Source organism: Pseudomonas sp. 20-5, assembly GCF_056782835.1.
In genome coordinates this window covers 2,005,929-2,024,529 of record NZ_CM165584.1, presented here as the reverse complement: position 1 = coordinate 2,024,529, position 18,601 = coordinate 2,005,929, and the positions used below count along the sequence as shown (strand labels likewise).

Below are 18,601 nucleotides of genomic sequence, written 5' to 3'. Positions count from 1 at the left end.
TCGGGCGAAACGCGTTCACGGATATGCCGCGGCCTCGGGCGCAATGCGCGGGACGGGCAGCGGTCGGTATGGCGACGACTCTAAGGAGCGCCACCGGAGCGCTCAATGATCCTAAATGACAAGTTACTGATCGGAATGCACAGGGATGCTTGGCAAGCCGACGCCACTCCCCTACCCTGTGGGCTGCCTTGGAGACCCGCATGCGCAAGCTGATCTTCCTGATCCTCATCACCCTCTTCGCCGCCTACGCCGGCTGGGCCGAACGCCGCCCGGTAGGCCACTACCTGTCCGACCTGCGCAGCCAGGTCAGCGTGGTCCAGGGCCAGCCCGGCGAGCGCGGCAACCTGCTGGCGGTCCAGCCGGAACTGTTCACGCCGGACTACCAGAGCGCCGAACGGTTGCAACTGAAATTCCACGCCTACCTGGAAAATGCCCGCCGCCAGGGCCTGCTCAACGAGCGCACGGTGGTGGTGTTCCCCGAGCATGTCGGCACCTGGCTGGTGGCCAGCGGCGAGAAGCCCGAGGTCTACGCCGCTGCCGACTGGCCCACGGCGATGGACTGGATGGCCGCGAGCAACCCACTGAAGGTGGCGCGCGGCTGGATCACCGCGCGCGGCGATCAGCGTCTCACCGACACCCTGTTCCGGATGAAGGCGGTGGACATGGCCCACGACTACCAGACCCTGTTCGGCGGGCTCGCCCATGATTTCAAGGTGACGGTGGTCGCCGGCTCCATCGTCCTGCCCGACCCCGAGGTCGAGGACGGCGAGCTGCGTCCCGGCACCGGCCAGCTGTACAACGTCAGCCTGACCTTCGGTCCCGACGGCCGGCCGCTCGGCCAGCCGCAACGCAAGGTGTTCCCGACCCGCCACGAACTGAGCTACCTCAACAACGGTCGCGGCGAGCGCCTGCAGGTGCTGGATACGCCGGCAGGACGCCTGGGCGTGCTGATCGGCACCGACAGCTGGTACCCGGACACCTACGCCACCCTGGTCGAACAGCGCGTCGAACTGCTGGCGATCCCCGCCGCCCTGAACCAGAGCGGTCGCTGGCAGCAGCCCTGGCCCGGCTTCGATGCGGAGCTGGTTCCCGGCGACGTACGCCTGGCGCCGAACAGCCTGAGCAACGCCGAGGCCTGGCAGCACCTGGCGGTCGGCGAGCGCCTGCTGGCCAGCGGTGCGCGCGGCGCCGCCGTGGCCTTCGCCCATAGCCGCCTGTGGAACGTCACCGAAGACGGCCAGAGCCTGCTCGGTTCGTCGCAGGGCATGCGCCAGGCCAATCCCGGCGGCGGTGCGCAACTGGTCAATCTCTGGCTATGAGCGCGCCCCGGGTTCGCCTCGGCGACCTCTCGGTCGGCTTCGTCCAGGCGCTGGCCGACGCCCTGCTCGCCGCCGGCGTCGAGCCCGCAGCACTGCTCGAGCAGTACGGCCTCGACCAGCGGCGCCTGGCCGAACCCGGGGCGCGCCTGTCGATCCCTCGCTACATGCGCCTCGGCCATGCCGCCATACAGCTCAGCGGCGACCCCGCCCTTGGCCTGCAGATGGGCCGCCTGAGCCGTCTCGGACAGATGGGCCTGGCCGGCGTCAGCGTCGCCCAGGCGCCCAACCTGCGCGCCGCCGCGCGGGCAATGATCCACCTGGAACCGCTTTACGCGCAGAACTACCGGGGCCAGTCGAGCCTGGTGGAAGACGCCGGCGGCGCCTGGCTGCGCTTCTATTCGATCAGCCCTTATAACGCCTATAACCGCTTCGTCGTCGATTCGGTGCTGGCAGGCTGGATCAGCCATCTCGGCGCCCTGGCAAGGCAGCCGTTGAAAGCGGAGCGGGTGGAGATCGAATATCCAGCGCCGCCTTGGGCCGAGCGCTACGAGGCATTCTTCGGCTGCCCGGTGGAATTCGGCGCGCCGACCAACCAGTTGCGCCTGAGCCAGGCCAGCCTGGCCCTGGCGAATGCCGAGCACTGTCCGAGCACCTGGAGCCAGATGCTGGAACTCTGCAACCGCGAACTGGAGCAGTTGACCCGCACCCGCAGTTGGCGCGAGCGCGTCAGCCGCCTGCTGGGGCCGATGCTCAATGGTCGCGAACCGGACCTCGAGGAAATCGCCGCGCGCCTCAAGTTGCCGACCTGGACCCTGCGGCGCAAGCTGGCCGAGGAAGGCACCCAGTTCCGCAGCATCCTCAACGACACCCGCCGCGACCTGGCGATGGTCTACATCCGCGAGACCGACCTGGCTTTCGGCGAAATCGCCTACCTGCTCGGCTTCGCCTCGGCGGAAGCCTTCCAGCGCGCCTTCAAGCGCTGGAGCGGGCAGACGCCCGGCGAATTCCGCCGCGCCCAGCGACAGAGCGCCTGATCACATCTCGGTGGCGTCGTCCGCCGGCTCTGGCAGATCGCATTCGGCGGCATGCTGCTCCAGCAGTTCTTCCTGGTAGTCGTCCATCGCGGATCACCTTTCGTTCGTCTGTGTCTTTCAGCTGTAGACGAGGAAGATGACAGCGGGATTACCGCGCGCGGACCGACGGAGCAGGAAATCCGGCAAACAAGGAGAAAACGGAAGGCGCAGGGGACGACGGAAACGAAAAAAGCGGCCATTGGCCGCTTTCTTCGTGGCTCACCCCGCCTCGGCGTGGTGAAGATGTATGGCGCAGCGGACGGGACTCGAACCCGCGACCCCCGGCGTGACAGGCCGGTATTCTAACCGACTGAACTACCGCTGCGCGTCGGCTGGGCAAGATGCCCGGTAAAGCGACTTCCTCTCGTTGCAGCCAGGCTGCCCGCCTTCTGGTGGAAGACGGCGAGTTCGGGGTGGTGAACTCGGGAGGGGAAGTGAATGGCGCAGCGGACGGGACTCGAACCCGCGACCCCCGGCGTGACAGGCCGGTATTCTAACCGACTGAACTACCGCTGCGCGTAACTTGCGAGATTGGTGGGTGATGACGGGATCGAACCGCCGACCCTCTGCTTGTAAGGCAGATGCTCTCCCAGCTGAGCTAATCACCCTTCACTCTCGAAGTGGGGCGCATTCTACCGACCGAAAAACCTAAGTCAATGCCCTGATTGAATTTTTTTTGAAATTTCGGCGATCGCCTGTCGCCACGGTCGGCGCCGGGGCCCAGGCCGGGCCCAGCCACGGGCCGCTCACTCGACCCGCAGGCTCAGGCGCGCCGAGACCCGGCCGTCGACCTGGCGGTCCAGGCCGGCCTCCGCCACCTGCACGCCCTGCCCGTTCAACTGCTCCAGCCAGGGCAGCAGCTTGGCGAATGGCGCCGGCTGCAGGGCCACCTGCACGGCGCCCTCGCCTTCGTTGTCGAGGCGCTCGACACTCAGTCCGGCCTGGGCCGCCGAAGCCGTGACCATGCCCTGCAGCGCCGCCGGGTCGATCTGCGCCTGTGGCGCCGCGGCATCGGCCTGGCGCACGTTGGGCGCCTGCTGCTGGATGTAGGCATGCAGCGCGCGCTGTTCGGTGAAGTACTGCCGCGCCGACTGCAGATGGCGCTCGGCCGGGCGCCACAGCGCCAGGTAAAGCACCACCAGCAGGAGGAACGCGCCGAGCCAGAGCAGCGCCAGGCGGTCCCGCGCCGGCAGCCCGCGCCAGCGGATCGCCAGCTGCGAGGTTTCCGCCTGGGCCCTGAGGCGCTCGTGGAATTGCGTCATCACCTTCATCTCAACCTCCTATCACCAGGCGCGCGCTGACCGTCGAGCCATCGCGGCTGGCCGAACCCAGCTGCACCGCCAGCCCGGACTCGCTGAGACGCGAACGCAGCCGTTCCAGCACGTCGAAACCGGGAGCCCGCACCTGGAGGGCGACGTCGCCGCGAGCGGCGCTGAAGTCCAGTTGCTCGACGCTCACCGTCGGCTCGCCGCCGATCACCGTGGCGGCCTGGCCAAGCAGGCCGAGCAACTGGCCCTCGCCGCCGCTGCTGGCGCTGTCGGCCAGGTGCTGGTCGAACTGCGCGCGCAGGTTGATCAGCTTGCGGTCCTCGGGAAACAACTGGCGGTAGAGCTCTGCGCTCTGCGCCGCGTAGCGGTCGCCTTCGCGCTGCAACTGCCAGGCCTGGACCAGGGTGAAGCCCCATTGCAACACCAGCCACAGCCCGACCAACCCCAGCAGCGGCCGCCAGCGGCGCCACTGGCTGCTCTGCTGGCGCGCGGCGAACTCGGCCTGGGCCAGGTCGGTGCCCAGCGGCTGCTCGCTCAGCCAGACGTGCGGATTGCCCGCCAGGGGCTGGACTTCCACTCCCTCCGGGGGCGCCACCTCCTGCGCGGCGAAGGCCCGCTGCGGCGGCGGGCAACTGTCGCGCAGTACCGGCCAATCCTCGCTGCCGCAGGCCAGGCGTACGGCGCCGCTGCCGCCGAGCAACCAGCGCTCTTCCAGCCAGAACAGGCAACTGCCCTCGCCCGGCAGGCAATCGGCATCGACATGCAGCGAAGCCGGCGCCTTGCCCGCGCCCTCGGCCAGCGCCAGCCAGGCGGCAAGCCAGGTGCGCTGCACGGCGAATACCCGGTGGCGGCCGTCGGCCAGCGCCGGCCCAAGGGCAAGGTGTATCTGCTCGACATCGTCGGCCAGTTGTTCCTCCACCGCGAACGGCAGCGACTGGCGCAACCAGCGCGCCTTCTGTGTAGGCAGGTTCACCGCGCAGGCGGTCACCGCCTCCACCGGCAGGTACAGCCGCCAGGGCGCGCGAATCTCCGCCAGCGCCTGGGCGAACGGCGCGCGCCGGCACTCGCCATCCTGCACCCACCATACCGCCAGTTCCCCATCGGCCCCCGCCGTGCTGGCGGGCGGCAGGAACAGCGCACTCACTCCACTCATCGCTCGTCCTTCTTCCAATCGTCGCCGCCCGTCGACGGGATGGGCAGGCCGCCCTGCCCCATGTCGCGGGCCATCACGCGTATCTTGCCGTCCTTGCCCCGCTGCAAGGTACTCACCAGCACCTGCCGGCGGTCGCCCAGGCTGACCTCGCTGATCACCTGGAAGTAGCGGGTGCCGACGGCATAACTGACGTTTCCGGTCTTCGAACCCAACTGGGTCAGATGCTTGGTGAAATCGTCCTTGCTCTGGAAACCTTCCCGACCGCGGGCGTCCACGATGTTTTCCGCCTGTCCCGGATCGATCTCGAACATGGCGGCCAGCACCGGCACGCTGGCAGTGTTCACGTTCAGCGGCGCATCTTCGGGCAAGGCGCTGACGAACGGCAGCAGGCGTCGATAGTCGGCTTCCGACAATTTCAGCAGGCGCAGCTCGGACACGTCCTTGAAACTGCGGTTGGCGGCGCGGTAGGCCGGCGCCTCCAGCAGGTACTGGTTGTCCTCGGCGCCTTGCTCGCCCTGCGGATTCTGGTCGGCGTCGAGCCAGTCGGCCAGCCGGTCCGGCAAGCCCTGGACGATCTCTTCCTTCATCCCCAGGGTGGCCAGCAGGCGACGGAACTGCTTCACCGAATCCGGCTTGACCTTGCGCTTGCGCACCAGTCCGTTGAGATTGAAACGCCCGCTGGGGTCCTCGATCCGCACCCGCAGCTCGCCGCCGTCGTCCAGCTTGAACGGCGTCATCGGTCGAGCCCAGGCCTCGCCCAGGTGGTCCACCGGCTCGCGGGTATTCTCGCCGCCCTGGCGCAGGTCGCGGCGCAGCACCGCTTCCGCCAGGCGTTCGCCGCCCAGCGCATAGTGCCAGGCCTGGCGCACGTGCAACTGGTTGGCGCTGCTGCGTATCGCCAACTGCTGGCGGATGATCAGCCCGGCGCAGACGATGGTCACCACCGCCACCACCAGCAGCACGGTGATCAGCGCGACGCCGTTCTGCCCGCGCCTCATTCCGGCGCCCCCGGCATGCCTTCCGGCGGCTGCGGCACTCCGCCCTCGCCGTTCTCGCCATTCTCGCCGCCCGGCTGGCCCTGCGGCTGGTCCTGCTTGAGCGGCGGATCGAGCAGACGCCAGACGCGCACCAGCTTGCCGTAGTGGCGGTGCTCCAGGGTCATCTCCACCGCCAGCGGCAGGCTTTCCAGGCGTTCCTCCTCGCTGCCTTCGTCGGTCGGCCAGTGGCCCTGCCAGTTGTGCTCCTTGTCGAGGAAGCGCCAGCTCAGCGCGGTAACCCCGTCCAGCACCTGCTGCACCCGTGGCTTGCTGTCCTGGGCGCGGTCCAGAACCAGCCAGTAGCGGCGTTCGAGGGTCTCCCCGGACAGCGACCAGCGCACCCGCTGCAGGCGCGAGCGCGCCTGGCCGAGCGGGTTGCGCCAGCCGCCACGGGTGAATTCGACGATCTGGTCGTTCTCGCCCTCGCTGAGGAAGGCGCCACGGTTATCGCCCAGTTCGTCGCGTACCGGACGTTCGACCGCCTGGGTCAGGTCGCGCTCCAGGGCGCCCATCGCCCGCACCAGCTCGCGCATGCGCTGCTCCTGCACGCGAGTCGCCTGGTCGGTCTGCATCACGCTGTCGAACATGCGGTAGGTGGCCAGGGCCAGCAGGGCGAAGATGGCGATGGCGATCAGCAGCTCGAGCAGGGTGAAGCCCCGCTGTAGCCTCATGGCTGGCTCCCGAGGAAACCGACGAGGCGCGCCGCGGCGCGTTCCTCGATGCTGCCACGCTCGCGGCCGAGGGGCTTCGCCGCGACCCAGACGATCACCCGCCGCATATCCTGCTCGGCGGTGCTGTCGACCTGGGTGCGCCACTCCCAGCGACGCCCGGCGAACTCCAGCTCGCCCTGGTTGCGGCCGCTGGAGGGCGGCGTCTGTTCCAGTTGCAATTCGTTGAGACGGTTGTCGGCGATCCACATCGCCAGGGTCTTGTCTTCCAGCCGCGAGGCGTTCTGCAGGCTGCGCGCGCTGGCACTGAGCACGCTGGCCGCGACCATGGCGAAAATCGCCAGGGCCACCAGCACTTCCAGCAGGGTGAAACCACGCGCGCGCTTCATCGCCGCGCCACCTCGACCCGTGGCAGGCGGAAACCGTCGCTGCTCAGCGACAACGCCCGCCCCTCGGGTCCGCGCTCGGCCAGGCGCAGGCGGAACGGACTGAGTTCGCCACTGGAGAGGATCAGCAATTGCGGCTGGTCGGTGCCTTTCTTCTGCTCCTTCTCGCCCTTGCTGCCGGCCAGCACCAGCGGCTGGCCGTCCAGCTCGAAGGTCAGCTCCGCCCACTCCGGCAGGCGGTGGCTGTCGCGCGCCACCGGCAACCAGCGCGCCTTCGCTTCGTCGTAGCGCAGTACCTGGTAGGCATCGCGCTCCAGGCGCAGGCCGTACTCGCGGTTGTCCAGCACGGCCTCGTCGGTCAGCACGCCGATCAGCCCGGCGAGCCGCTCGGCCTCGCTGTCCAGCTCCCGCGAGGTGCTGGCGAAGCCGGTGCTGAGCACCGCCAGGCCGATCAGCACGCTGATGATGACCATCACCACCATCAGCTCGATGAGGGTGAAGCCGCGCGAAGCCCGCATGTCCGGTCAGTTGTCCCAGTTGCCGATGTCGGCGTCGTTGTCGCTGCCGCCTTCCTTGCCGTCGGCGCCCAGCGAATACAGGTCGAACGGGCCCTTGGTGCCCGGCGCCAGGTACTGGTAGGGATTGCCCCACGGATCGACCGGCAGCTTCTTCAGGTAGCCGTCCTTGTTCCAGTTCTTCGGCTGCGGATTGCCGGTGGGCTTCTTCACCAGCGCCTCGAGGCCCTGCTGGGTGCTCGGATAGGCGAAGTTGTCCAGCTTGTACATGTCCAGCGCGGCAGCGATGGCCTTGATGTCGCCCTTGGCCACGGTGACCTTGGCCTGGTCGGGACGGCTCATCACCTGCGGCACCACCAGGGCGGCGAGGATGCCGAGGATTACCACCACGACCATGATTTCGATCAGGGTGAAGCCCGACTGTTGGCGACGCTGCAATGGGCGGCTCTGATTCACGCGATTACCCCACGAGTTGGTTGAGAGAAAGGATCGGAAGAAGAATGGCCAGGACGATGACCAGCACCACCGCGCCCATGAATATCAGCATGAACGGTTCGAACAGGCCGACCATCAGGCCGATCTGCGCCGCCAGGTCGTTCTCCTGGTTGCGCGCGGTGCGCGCCAGCATCTGGTCCAGCTCGCCGGAGCGCTCGCCGCTGGCGATCATGTGCAGCATCATCGGCGGGAACTGTCCGGTGGCTTCCAGCGAGCGGGTCAGGCTAGCGCCCTCGCGGACCTTCTGCGCGGCCTTGACCACTTCGTTGCGGATGATCCGGTTGGCGATCACCTCGGCGGCGATCGCCAGCGCCTCCACCAGCGGCACGCCGCTGCGGGTGAGGATCGCCAGGGTCGAGGCGAAGCGCGCGGTGTCGGTGGAACGCACCAGCCGACCGACCAGCGGCACGCGCAGCAGGAAGCCATGCCAGCGCTCGCGAAAGGCATCCTTGCGCAGCGCGTAGCGGAAGCCGATCACCCCGCCGATCGCCGCGACGAAGGCCAGCGCGCCCCAGGCCTTGACCCAGTCGCTGACGCCGATCAGCACGCGGGTCAACAGTGGCAGGGTCTGCCCGCTGTCGATGAACACCCGGACCACGTCGGGCACCACGTAGCCCAGCAGGAAGCCGACGATGGCCAGCGAAGCGACCATCAGGATCACCGGATAGAGCAGCGCCAGCTGGATCTTCTGCCGCGACTGCTGGCGCTGCTCGGTGTAGTCGGCAAGTTGCTCCAGCACCGGGCCGAGGTGCCCGGCATGCTCGCCGGCAGCCACAGTCGCCCGGTACAGCTCGGGAAAGGCGGTGGGAAACTCGCGCAGGCTGCCGGCCAGGCTATGGCCTTCGAGGACCTTGGCGCGCACCGCGAGAAGCATCGACTGGATGCGCTGCGAGGTGGACTGCGCCGCGGCGGCGCGCAGCGCCTCCTCGATCGGCAACGCGGCCTGGACCAGGGTCGCCAGTTGCCGGGTCACCAATGCCAGGTCGCGCGCGGACAGTCCGCGGGCGAACGTCAGGCGCCCGCCCTGCCCGCTCTGCTCGCGGGTACGGGTGGGCTTCACGTCGAGCGGCGCCAATTGGCGCTCGCGCAGCAACTGGCGGACCTGGCGCGCGCTGTCCGCCTCCAGCACGCCCTTCTGCTGGCGACCGCTGGGGTCGAGGGCGAGGTATTCGAAGGCGGCCATTATTCTTCCCGGGTCACGCGCAGGACTTCCTCGACCGTAGTGACGCCTTCCAGCACCTTGCGCCGACCGTCGTCGCGGATGCTTGGTCCGCTGGTGCGGGCATGCCGGGTCATTTCCTGCTCGGAGGATTCGTTGTGGATCAGCGAGCGCATGTGGTCGTCGAACACCACCAGTTCATAGATACCGGTACGCCCGCGATAGCCATGCTGGTGGCACTCGCCGCAGCCGCGGGCGCGATGCAGGGTCGGCGGCGCGGCGGGATCGACGCCGAGCAGCGCGCACTCGGCCTCGTCGGCCCGGTAGGGCTCCTTGCACGCCGGGCAGAGCACCCGCACCAGGCGCTGGGCCAGCACGCCAAGCATGGAGGAGGACAGCAGGAACGGCTCGATGCCCATGTCCACCAGGCGGGTGATCGCGCCGATGGCGCTGTTGGTGTGCAGGGTCGAGAGCACCAGGTGGCCGGTCAGCGAAGCCTGCACCGCGATCTCGGCGGTCTCCCGGTCGCGGATCTCGCCGACCATCACCACGTCCGGGTCCTGCCGGAGGATCGCCCGCAGGCCGCGGGCGAAGGTCATGTCGACCTTGGCGTTGACCTGGGTCTGGCCGATGCCCTCCAGGTGATATTCGATCGGATCCTCGACGGTGAGGATGTTCCGCGTGCGGTCGTTGAGCGTGGTCAGGCTGGCGTACAGGGTGGTGGTCTTGCCCGAGCCGGTGGGGCCGGTGACCAGCAGGATGCCGTGCGGCTTGCGCACCGTTTCGTCCATCAGCTTGCGGTCGCGCTCGCTCATGCCCAGGTGCTGCAGGTTCAGGCGCCCGGCCTGCTTGTCGAGCAGACGCAGCACCACCCGTTCGCCGTTGGCCGAGGGCAGGGTCGAGACGCGGATGTCCACCTCGCGCCCGCCGACCCGCAGGGAAATCCGCCCATCCTGGGGAATACGCTTCTCGGCGATGTCCAGCCGCGCCATGACCTTGATCCGCGATACCAGCAGGGCCGCCAGCTCGCGCTTGGGCTCCAGCACCTCGCGCAGCACGCCGTCGACGCGGAAGCGCACCACCAGGCGTTTCTCGAAGGTTTCCAGGTGGATGTCCGAGGCGTTCTCGCGGATCGCCTCGCCGAGGATCGCGTTGATCAGGCGTATGATCGGCGCGTCGTCCTCCTGCTCCATCAGGTCCTCGGTTTCCGGGACCTGGTCGGCCAGCGCGGCGAGGTCCAGGCTGCCGCCGAGGTCCTCGGCGAGCTGCATGGCCGCCGAGGAGTCGTGCTGGTAGGAGGCCGCCAGGGCCTGGTTGAAGGCGTCCTCGCCGAGCGCCTTGAGCGGCAGGCGGCGGCCGGCGAAGCGCTGCGCCTCGGCGATCGCCGCCAGCTCCACCTGCGGCCGGCAGGCCAGCCAGTACTGCTCCTCCAGGCACAGGAACAGCAGGCCCTGGCGCTTGGCGAAGCTGAACGGCAGACGCCGTGGCGGTGCGGCCGGCGCGGCGATGTCGGGTAATGGGGCTGTCATCATGGATGCCTTATAGCGGTAACCTTACAGAAGTATCTTGGTCGTATATGACCACTGAACGGTTACCGTCAGTATTGTTAGTTGTTAGTCGTTTTGTGCGGCCGATCCCGAGTTCCTCTTGCAGAAGTATCCTGGCGAGCCGTTATCTTAAGCACAAGCGTGCCTGGCCCGGCCAGTCACACCTATTGATAGAAGTAGGTAGCCTACTGGCAACGAACTGCTATGATCCCTCGGCGATCTTCAGACATAACGATAAAGACCAGGAGTGATGTATTGCCTTTCTCCGGCGCCTCTTCCCGCTGGCTGCAGCGGTACGCCCCGGCCCTTCTGGCTGTTGCCCTGATCATCGCCATGAGCATCAGCCTCGCCTGGCAGGCGGCCGGCTGGTTGCGCCTGCAACGCAGCCCGGTAGCCGTCGCCGCCTCGCCGGTCAGCCACGAGTCGATCCGCAGCGATCCGACCCGCCTGGCGCGCCTCTTCGGCACCAGCGCCCAGGACCCCAACGCCCCGCCACCGGCCACCAACCTCGACCTGGTGCTCAAGGGCAGCTTCGTCCAGAGCGATCCCAAGCTGTCCAGCGCGATCATCCAGCGCCAGGGCGACAAGCCGCACCGCTACGCGGTCGGCGGCGAGATCAGCGACGGCGTGAAGCTGCACGCGGTCTACCGCGACCGCGTCGAACTGCAGCGCGGCGGGCGCCTGGAAAGCCTGCCCTTCCCGCACCGTTCCGGGGGACTGCTGGCCAGCGCGGACGACATTACAAGCGAGAACGACTCGATCGAACAACTGCAAAGCCTGCAGGATGAGAACGCTGCAGCATTGCGCGAGCGCCTGGACGCCTTGCGCCAGCAGATGGAAGCCACGCCCATCGCAGAACCCGCCGAAGAAGACTCGAGCGAGCCCACGACCACGCCTACGGAAAGCGACTGACCCGATGTCCCAGCCTTTGCTCCGCGCCCTGTTTGCCCCTTCCAGTCGTTCGTACGTTCCCGCCGTCCTTCTCAGCCTGGCCCTCGGCATCCAGGCGGCGCACGCCGAAAACAGCGGCGGGAACGCCTTCGTCCCCGCCGGCAACCAGCAGGAGGCGCACTGGACGATCAACCTCAAGGATGCCGACATCCGCGAATTCATCGACCAGATTTCCGAAATCACCGGCGAGACCTTCGTCGTCGACCCGCGGGTCAAGGGCCAGGTCAGCGTGGTCTCCAAGGCCCAGCTCTCGTTGAGCGAGGTCTACCAGTTGTTCCTCTCGGTGATGAGCACCCACGGCTTCACCGTGGTTGCCCAGGGCGACCAGGCGCGCATCGTGCCCAACGCCGAGGCCAAGACCGAGGCCGGCGGCGGCCAGAGCGCGCCGGATCGCCTGGAGACGCGGGTGATCCAGGTGCAGCAGAGCCCGGTATCGGAACTCATCCCGCTGATCCGTCCGCTGGTCCCACAATATGGCCACCTCGCCGCGGTGCCCTCGGCCAACGCGCTGATCATCAGCGACCGCAGCGCCAATATCGCGCGAATCGAAGACGTGATCCGCCAGCTCGACCAGAAGGGCAGCCACGACTACAGCGTGATCAACCTGCGCTACGGCTGGGTGATGGACGCCGCCGAGGTGCTCAACAACGCCATGAGCCGCGGCCAGGCCAAGGGCGCGGCGGGCGCCCAGGTGATCGCCGACGCGCGCACCAACCGCCTGATCATCCTCGGCCCGCCGCAGGCGCGCGCCAAGCTGGTGCAACTGGCGCAATCGCTGGACACCCCGACCGCGCGCTCGGCCAATACCCGGGTGATCCGCCTGCGCCACAACGACGCCAAGACCCTCGCGGAAACCCTCGGCCAGATTTCCGAAGGCATGAAGAACAACGGCGGCCAGGGCGGCGAACAGACCGGCGGCGGCCGACCGAGCAACATCCTCATCCGTGCCGACGAAAGCACCAACGCCCTGGTCCTGCTGGCCGACCCGGACACGGTCAACGCTCTCGAAGACATCGTTCGCCAGCTCGACGTGCCGCGTGCCCAGGTATTGGTGGAAGCGGCCATCGTCGAGATCTCCGGCGACATCCAGGATGCCGTCGGCGTGCAATGGGCGATCAACAAGGGCGGCATGGGCGGAACCAAGACCAACTTCGCCAATACCGGACTGTCCATCGGCACCCTGCTGCAATCGCTCGAGAGCAACAAGGCACCGGAATCCATCCCCGACGGCGCCATCGTCGGCATCGGCAGCAGCAGCTTCGGCGCGCTGGTCACCGCGCTCTCGGCCAACACCAAGAGCAACCTGCTGTCGACCCCGAGCCTGTTGACCCTGGACAACCAGAAAGCGGAGATTCTGGTCGGCCAGAACGTACCGTTCCAGACCGGCTCCTACACCACCAACAGCGAAGGTTCGAGCAACCCGTTCACCACCGTGGAGCGCAAGGATATCGGCGTCAGCCTCAAGGTCACTCCGCACATCAACGACGGCGCGGCCCTGCGCCTGGAGATCGAGCAGGAGATCTCGGCCCTGCTGCCCAACGCCCAGCAGCGCAACAATACCGACCTGATCACCAGCAAGCGCTCGATCAAGAGCACCATCCTCGCCGAGAACGGCCAGGTGATCGTGATCGGCGGCCTGATCCAGGACGACGTTTCCCAAGCCGAGTCGAAGGTTCCCCTGCTCGGGGACATCCCATTGCTCGGTCGCCTGTTCCGTTCCACCAAGGACACCCACACCAAGCGCAACCTGATGGTCTTCCTGCGTCCTACGGTGGTCCGCGACAGCGCCGGTCTCGCCGCGCTCTCGGGCAAGAAATACAGCGACATCCGGGTCATCGACGGCACTCGCGGCCCGGAGGGACGACCCAGCATCCTGCCGACCAACGCCAACCAGTTGTTCGATGGACAGGCCGTCGATCTGCGCGAACTGAAGACGGAATAACGGCGCCATACCGGCAAGGCGGCCTCATACGAAAAAAAGGCGCTGCTCCTTTCGGAACAGCGCCTTTTCCGCATCTCCCCACCAACTCAGTCGAGGTAGATCATTTTCCGGGTCATGCCGCCATCGACCAGGAATTCCTGGCCGGTGACGAAACCGGCGTCCTCGGAGAGCAGCCAGGCCACCAGCGACGCGACATCCTCCACCGTTCCGACCCGGCCGACCAGGTGCTGGTCGTGGTCCAGCTCGGTCAGCGGCGCAGCCTCGCGCTCGGCGGCCTCGCGGGTATCGATCCAGCCGGGGCTGAGCGCATTGACACGGATATCCGGGCCCAGGCTGGCGGCCAGGGCATGGGTCAGCGCCAGCAACCCGCCCTTGCTCGCGGCGTAGGCCTCGGAGTCAGGCTCCGACTGGTGGGCACGAGTCGAGGCGATGTTGACGATGGCGCCATTGTGCGCGCGCAGATAAGGCGTGCAGTACTTGGCCAGCAGCATCGGACCGGTCAGGTTGACCGCCAGGGTCCGGGTCCACTCGCCGAGACTCAGCGCCTCCAGCGGCGTATTGCGCGGATTGGCGATGGCGGCGTTGCAGACCAGGCCGTCGAGGCGGCCGAACTGACCGAGCACCTCGGCCACGCTCATCGCCACCTGGCCCTCCTGGGCCACGTCCATGGCCACGAACCAGGCGTGCTCGCCCAGCGCCTCGGCCACCCTGGCCCCGCGTTCACGGTCGTTGTCGGCAAGCACTACCTGCCAGCCCTCGGCGATCAGCCAGGCACTGATGCCCAGGCCAATGCCCCGGGCCGCCCCGGTGACCAGGGCGACCTTGCCGTTGCCTCGCAGGTTGGGTTCGATCACAGCGCAGCCAGCCCCCGAGCCATGTCGGCCTTGAGGTCGTCGAGGTCTTCCAGGCCGACCGCGACCCGGATCAGGCTGTCGCCGATCCCGGCGCGCGCGCGGTCCTCGGGGGACAGTCGACCGTGGGAGGTGGTCGCCGGGTGGGCGATGGTGGTCTTGGTGTCGCCCAGGTTGGTGGTGATCGAGACCATCCGGGTAGCGTCGATGAAGCGCCAGGCGGCATCGCGCCCGCCCTTCACGTCGAAGCTGACGACCGCGCCGAAGCCGCTCTGCTGGCGCCGGGCCAACTCATGCTGAGGATGGCTCGGCAGGCCCGCGTAGTAGACCCGCTCGATGCCCGGCTGGCGCTCCAGCCATTCGGCCAGGGCCAGGGCACTGGCGCTGTGCGCCTGCATGCGGATACGCAGGGTTTCCAGGCCCTTGAGGAACAGCCAGGCGTTGAACGGGCTGAGGGTCGGTCCGGCGGTGCGGAGGAAGCCGACCACTTCCTTCATCTGCTCGCCGCGACCGGCGACCACCCCGCCCATGCCCCGGCCCTGCCCGTCGATGTACTTGGTCGCGGAGTGGATCACCACGTCCGCACCGAGCTTCAGCGGCTGTTGCAGCGCCGGCGTGCAGAAGCAGTTGTCCACCGCCAGCAGCGCACCCTTGGCGTGGGCGATCTCGGCCAGCGCGGCGATATCCACCAGCTCGGCCAGCGGGTTGGATGGCGACTCGACGAAGAACAGCTTGGTATTCGGCTTGCACGCCGCCTCCCAGGCCGCGAGATCGCTCAACGGCGGATAGTCGACCTGGATACCGAAGCGCTTGAAGTACTTGTCGAACAGGCTGATGGTCGAGCCGAACACGCTGCGCGAGACCAGCACGTGGTCGCCGGAGCTGCACAGGCTCATCACCAGGGCGAGGATCGCCGACATGCCCGACGCCGTGGCCACCGCCTGCTCGGCTCCTTCGAGGGCGGCGATGCGCTCCTCGAAGGTGCGTACCGTGGGGTTGGTGTAGCGCGAATAGACGTTGCCCGGCACTTCGCCGGCGAACCGCGCGGCCGCGTCGGCGGCGGTGCGGAAGACGTAGCTGGAAGTGGTGAACAGCGCCTCGCCGTGCTCGCCCTCCGGCGTCCGCCGTTGCCCGGCGCGAACCGCCAGGGTGTCGAAGGCCGCGCCTTCCAGGTCGCTGTCGAGACGCCCGGCATCCCAGTCCTGAGTCATGCCGCTCTCCCCTTTGTCAGTCGTTGTACAGATCGATGATCGCGCTGACCGCCTGGCTCTTGGCCTTGGTCGCATCGTTGCGCGCCTGTTCGATCCGGTTCAGGTAGGCCTCGTTGACGTCGCCGGTCACGTACTCGCCGTCGAACACGGCGCAGTCGAAGTGATCGATCTTGATCTTGCCGCCGCCGACCGCGTCGATCAGGTCGGGCAGGTCCTGGTAGACCAGCCAGTCGGCGCCGATCAGCTTGCTGACGTCCTCGGTGCTGCGATTGTGCGCGATCAGCTCGTGCGCACTCGGCATGTCGATGCCGTAGACGTTGGGGTAGCGCACGGCCGGCGCGGCGGAGCAGAAGTAGACGTTCTTCGCCCCGGCCTCGCGGGCCATCTGGATGATCTGCTTGCAGGTGGTGCCGCGGACGATGGAGTCATCCACCAGCATCACGTTCTTGCCGCGGAACTCCAGCTCGATGGCGTTGAGCTTCTGCCGCACGGATTTCTTCCGCGCCGCCTGGCCGGGCATGATGAAGGTGCGGCCGATGTAGCGGTTCTTGACGAAGCCCTCGCGGAACTTCACGCCGAGCCGGTTGGCCAGTTCCAGCGCCGCGGTGCGGCTGGTGTCCGGGATCGGGATGACCACGTCGATGTCGTGGTCGGGACGCTCGCGGAGGATCTTGTCGGCAAGCTTCTCGCCCATGCGCAGGCGCGCCTTGTACACCGAGATGCCGTCCATGATCGAATCCGGACGCGCCAAGTAGACGTGCTCGAAGATGCACGGCGCGTACTTCGGCGCCTTCGCGCACTGGCGGGTATAGAGCTTGCCTTCCTCGGTGATGTACACCGCCTCGCCCGGCGCCAGGTCGCGGATCAGGGTGAAGCCGAGTACGTCCAGGGCCACGCTCTCGGAGGCGATCATGTATTCGACGCCATTCTCGGTATGCCGCTGGCCGAAGACGATCGGACGGATCGCATTGGGGTCGCGGAAACCGACGATGCCATGGCCGGTGATCATCGCCACCACCGCGTAGCCGCCGACGCAACGGTCGTGCACGCAGGAAACCGCGGCGAAGATGTCCTCCTCGGTGGGCTGCAGCTTGTTGCGCACCGCCAGCTCGTGGGCGAACACGTTGAGCAGCACTTCCGAATCGGAGTTGGTGTTCACGTGGCGCAGGTCGGATTCGTAGATTTCCTTGGCCAACTGCTCGACATTGGTCAGGTTGCCGTTGTGCGCCAGGGTGATGCCGTAGGGCGAGTTGACGTAGAACGGCTGCGCTTCCGCCGAGCTGGAGCTGCCGGCGGTCGGGTAACGCACATGGCCGATGCCGACGCTGCCGATCAGGCGCTGCATGTGGCGCTGCTGGAAGACGTCGCGGACCAGGCCGTTGTCCTTGCGCAGGTACAGCTTATCGTCATGGCAGGTGACGATACCGGCAGCGTCCTGGCCGCGATGTTGGAGGACGGTGAGCGCGTCATACAGCGCCTGATTGACGTTCGACTTGCCCACGATACCGACGATGCCACACATGTGACGCAACCCCTACTTGGCTCAAGCTGGAAAGATGGGAAGCGCGATCGGTCCGTCCCGGACCATCGAGCTGACCAGGGCCTGTGGGCCGCTGGCTCCCGCGAATCGGCGACCTTCGCCGCCGACTGGCTCGCGGCACGTCCTGTGCCGCCGGCGCCGCGCCATCGACGCGCCGCCCTGGAAAACCGCGGGACCCGGCCTCGGCCAGTGTCCCGCCAAAATCACTGGCTGGGAAGCAGCCCGCCGATGCCGCTCGGCGGCGTTATCGGTGCGGCCGGCAACCACTGGCCGGCGAAACCGAGAATGAAGTTCTTCGACCAGTCGGCAACCATCAGGAAATGCGGCATCAGCACCGACTGCTGCCACCAAGGGTCCTGCTGTACCGGGGCCAGGCTGAGCAGGCCGACCAGCAGCACGACCAGCAGTACGCCGCGCGCACCGCCGAAGACCATGCCGAGGAAGCGGTCGGTGCCGGAGAGGCCGGTGACCCGGATCAGTTCGCCGATGAGGTAGTTGACCAGCGCCCCGAGCAGCAGGGTCGCGATGAACAGCAGCGCGCAGGCTGCGATGATGCGGGCCGAGGGGGTCTGGATGTACTCGCCCAGGTGCTGCGCCAGCGCCCCGCCGAACATCCAGGCCACCGCGCCGGCGACTATCCAGGTAAGCAGGGACAAGGCTTCCTTGACGAAGCCGCGACTCAGACTGATCAGGCTGGAAACGACGATGATGGCGACCATCGTCCAATCGACCCAGGTAAATGCCACTATGCAGCCCACAAGCAGAAAAGGCGCTGCATTTTAGCAGAGCGCGCCCGCGACGGTAAGCCGCGGGTCGCGGTCAACCGCGTTCCGGCTGGAAGCGCACGACGAAGCCGTTGAGCTTCTGCTGCTTGCTCAACTGGTCGCGCAGGCGATCCGCCTCGGCGCGCTGGATCACCGGCCCGACGAAGACCCGGTTCATCCCGTCGAAGCTGCGGATGTAGGCGTTGTAGCCCTGGGAGCGCAGGGTCTTCTGCAATTCCTCGGCGCGCGCCCGGTTGGACAGGCTGGCAAGCTGTACCGACCAGCTCTGCGGCAGGTTGTTGGCGTCCAGGCGCTTCTCCGCGGGCGGCGGGCTCGGCGGCGCAGCGGGCGGTTGCGGCTGGCTTGGCGGCAGGCTGGCGGCCGGCGCCTGGGCCTGGGCCTGGGCGGGCGGCTGGGTGGCCGGCGGGGTCGCCGGCAGGCCGCCGATCGGCTGGCTGGGCTGGCCGGCGGCGGCCGGGGAGCCTTCCTCGACGATCTCGGGAGCGATGCCTTCCTCGCCGGGCTGCAGTTCCGGCACCTCGGTCGGCTGCACCTCGACACTGGGCATGGCCGGCGATTGCGGGCGCGGCGGCGCTTCCACCACGACCTGGCGCGACTCGTCTTCGCGGGTGAACAGCATCGGCAGGAAGATCACCGCCAGGGCGATCAGCACCAACGCCCCGACGATGCGCTGCTTCAGCCCTCTTTCCAGCAAGGCCATG

The 18,601-nt window shown here is 67.7% G+C and carries 18 protein-coding genes and 3 tRNA genes; 4 read left to right on the top strand and 17 right to left on the bottom strand.

Translation table 11 applies throughout. The features are described 5' to 3' along the window. The first annotated feature begins 200 nt into the window (after nucleotides 1-200). A complete protein-coding gene (locus AC1RB9_RS09530; RefSeq protein WP_003119757.1) occupies nucleotides 201-1,319 on the top strand; it encodes a carbon-nitrogen hydrolase family protein in 1,119 nt (372 codons plus the stop codon). After that, on the top strand, nucleotides 1,316-2,353 hold the full coding sequence (locus tag AC1RB9_RS09525) for an AraC family transcriptional regulator (RefSeq protein WP_003103517.1): 1,038 nt from the start codon (nucleotides 1,316-1,318) through the stop codon (nucleotides 2,351-2,353). Before AC1RB9_RS09530 ends, AC1RB9_RS09525 begins: the two co-directional genes overlap by 4 nt. A 287-nt stretch (nucleotides 2,354-2,640) precedes the next feature. Here AC1RB9_RS09525 and AC1RB9_RS09520 read toward each other — a convergent pair. From AC1RB9_RS09520 to xcpR, 12 genes are all read right to left on the bottom strand, one after another. Continuing rightward, nucleotides 2,641-2,717, bottom strand: a tRNA-Asp gene (locus AC1RB9_RS09520). 114 nt (nucleotides 2,718-2,831) lie between these two features. Beyond that, nucleotides 2,832-2,908, bottom strand: a tRNA-Asp gene (locus AC1RB9_RS09515). Between the two features lie 16 nt (nucleotides 2,909-2,924). Beyond that, nucleotides 2,925-3,000 (bottom strand) — tRNA-Val (locus tag AC1RB9_RS09510). Nucleotides 3,001-3,138: 138 nt separating this feature from the next. Then, nucleotides 3,139-3,663, bottom strand: coding sequence for a GspM family type II secretion system protein XcpZ (gene xcpZ / locus AC1RB9_RS09505; protein ID WP_003091369.1), 525 nt, complete (start codon nucleotides 3,661-3,663; stop codon nucleotides 3,139-3,141). A gap of 1 nt (nucleotide 3,664) precedes the next feature. After that, on the bottom strand, nucleotides 3,665-4,813 hold the full coding sequence (gene xcpY, locus AC1RB9_RS09500) for a GspL family type II secretion system protein XcpY (protein ID WP_003452546.1): 1,149 nt from the start codon (nucleotides 4,811-4,813) through the stop codon (nucleotides 3,665-3,667). Continuing rightward, nucleotides 4,810-5,811, bottom strand: coding sequence for a GspK family T2SS minor pseudopilin variant XcpX (gene xcpX, locus AC1RB9_RS09495; RefSeq protein ID WP_003103524.1), 1,002 nt, complete (start codon nucleotides 5,809-5,811; stop codon nucleotides 4,810-4,812). The genes xcpY and xcpX overlap by 4 nt, the downstream gene beginning before the upstream one ends. Continuing rightward, nucleotides 5,808-6,521 carry a GspJ family T2SS minor pseudopilin variant XcpW gene (gene xcpW, locus AC1RB9_RS09490; RefSeq protein ID WP_003110067.1) on the bottom strand — a complete coding sequence of 238 codons (714 nt, stop codon included), beginning with the start codon at nucleotides 6,519-6,521 and terminating at the stop codon, nucleotides 5,808-5,810. The genes xcpX and xcpW overlap by 4 nt, the downstream gene beginning before the upstream one ends. Then, nucleotides 6,518-6,907, bottom strand: a complete 390-nt coding sequence (gene xcpV, locus AC1RB9_RS09485; RefSeq protein WP_003103528.1) for a GspI family T2SS minor pseudopilin variant XcpV — start codon at nucleotides 6,905-6,907, stop codon at nucleotides 6,518-6,520. Before xcpV ends, xcpW begins: the two co-directional genes overlap by 4 nt. Continuing rightward, nucleotides 6,904-7,422: a GspH family T2SS minor pseudopilin variant XcpU gene (xcpU, locus tag AC1RB9_RS09480; RefSeq protein WP_003103530.1), complete on the bottom strand. Its 519-nt coding sequence runs from the start codon at nucleotides 7,420-7,422 to the stop codon at nucleotides 6,904-6,906. Before xcpU ends, xcpV begins: the two co-directional genes overlap by 4 nt. Before the next feature lie 6 nt (nucleotides 7,423-7,428). Beyond that, on the bottom strand, nucleotides 7,429-7,875 hold the full coding sequence (gene xcpT / locus AC1RB9_RS09475) for a GspG family T2SS major pseudopilin variant XcpT (protein ID WP_003119751.1): 447 nt from the start codon (nucleotides 7,873-7,875) through the stop codon (nucleotides 7,429-7,431). A 4-nt stretch (nucleotides 7,876-7,879) separates the two neighbouring features. Further along, entirely contained in the window at nucleotides 7,880-9,097 is a 1,218-nt protein-coding gene (gene xcpS, locus AC1RB9_RS09470) for a GspF family T2SS innner membrane protein variant XcpS (RefSeq protein ID WP_003091376.1), read from the bottom strand. Continuing rightward, a complete protein-coding gene (gene xcpR / locus AC1RB9_RS09465) occupies nucleotides 9,097-10,605 on the bottom strand; it encodes a GspE family T2SS ATPase variant XcpR (protein WP_003091377.1) in 1,509 nt (502 codons plus the stop codon). The genes xcpS and xcpR overlap by 1 nt, the downstream gene beginning before the upstream one ends. Nucleotides 10,606-10,824: 219 nt before the next feature. Between xcpR and xcpP the strand changes: the two genes are divergently transcribed. After that, on the top strand, nucleotides 10,825-11,532 hold the full coding sequence (gene xcpP / locus AC1RB9_RS09460) for a type II secretion system protein N (protein WP_003119750.1): 708 nt from the start codon (nucleotides 10,825-10,827) through the stop codon (nucleotides 11,530-11,532). A gap of 4 nt (nucleotides 11,533-11,536) precedes the next feature. Further along, a complete protein-coding gene (gene xcpQ / locus AC1RB9_RS09455; protein WP_003103536.1) occupies nucleotides 11,537-13,513 on the top strand; it encodes a GspD family T2SS secretin variant XcpQ in 1,977 nt (658 codons plus the stop codon). Nucleotides 13,514-13,599: 86 nt separating this feature from the next. Here the strand turns inward: xcpQ and AC1RB9_RS09450 are convergent, their stop codons facing one another. From AC1RB9_RS09450 to AC1RB9_RS09430, 5 genes are all read right to left on the bottom strand, one after another. After that, entirely contained in the window at nucleotides 13,600-14,367 is a 768-nt protein-coding gene (locus AC1RB9_RS09450) for an SDR family oxidoreductase (protein WP_003103539.1), read from the bottom strand. After that, on the bottom strand, nucleotides 14,364-15,575 hold the full coding sequence (locus AC1RB9_RS09445; RefSeq protein ID WP_003113933.1) for an O-succinylhomoserine sulfhydrylase: 1,212 nt from the start codon (nucleotides 15,573-15,575) through the stop codon (nucleotides 14,364-14,366). The genes AC1RB9_RS09450 and AC1RB9_RS09445 overlap by 4 nt, the downstream gene beginning before the upstream one ends. Nucleotides 15,576-15,591: 16 nt before the next feature. After that, on the bottom strand, nucleotides 15,592-17,097 hold the full coding sequence (gene purF, locus AC1RB9_RS09440; RefSeq protein ID WP_003091383.1) for an amidophosphoribosyltransferase: 1,506 nt from the start codon (nucleotides 17,095-17,097) through the stop codon (nucleotides 15,592-15,594). Nucleotides 17,098-17,318: 221 nt separating this feature from the next. Then, complete coding sequence (locus AC1RB9_RS09435) at nucleotides 17,319-17,861, bottom strand: CvpA family protein (RefSeq protein ID WP_003113932.1); 543 nt, start codon at nucleotides 17,859-17,861, stop codon at nucleotides 17,319-17,321. A 73-nt stretch (nucleotides 17,862-17,934) separates the two neighbouring features. Then, nucleotides 17,935-18,600 carry an SPOR domain-containing protein gene (locus tag AC1RB9_RS09430; RefSeq protein ID WP_016253172.1) on the bottom strand — a complete coding sequence of 222 codons (666 nt, stop codon included), beginning with the start codon at nucleotides 18,598-18,600 and terminating at the stop codon, nucleotides 17,935-17,937. Nucleotide 18,601: the final 1 nt, after the last annotated feature.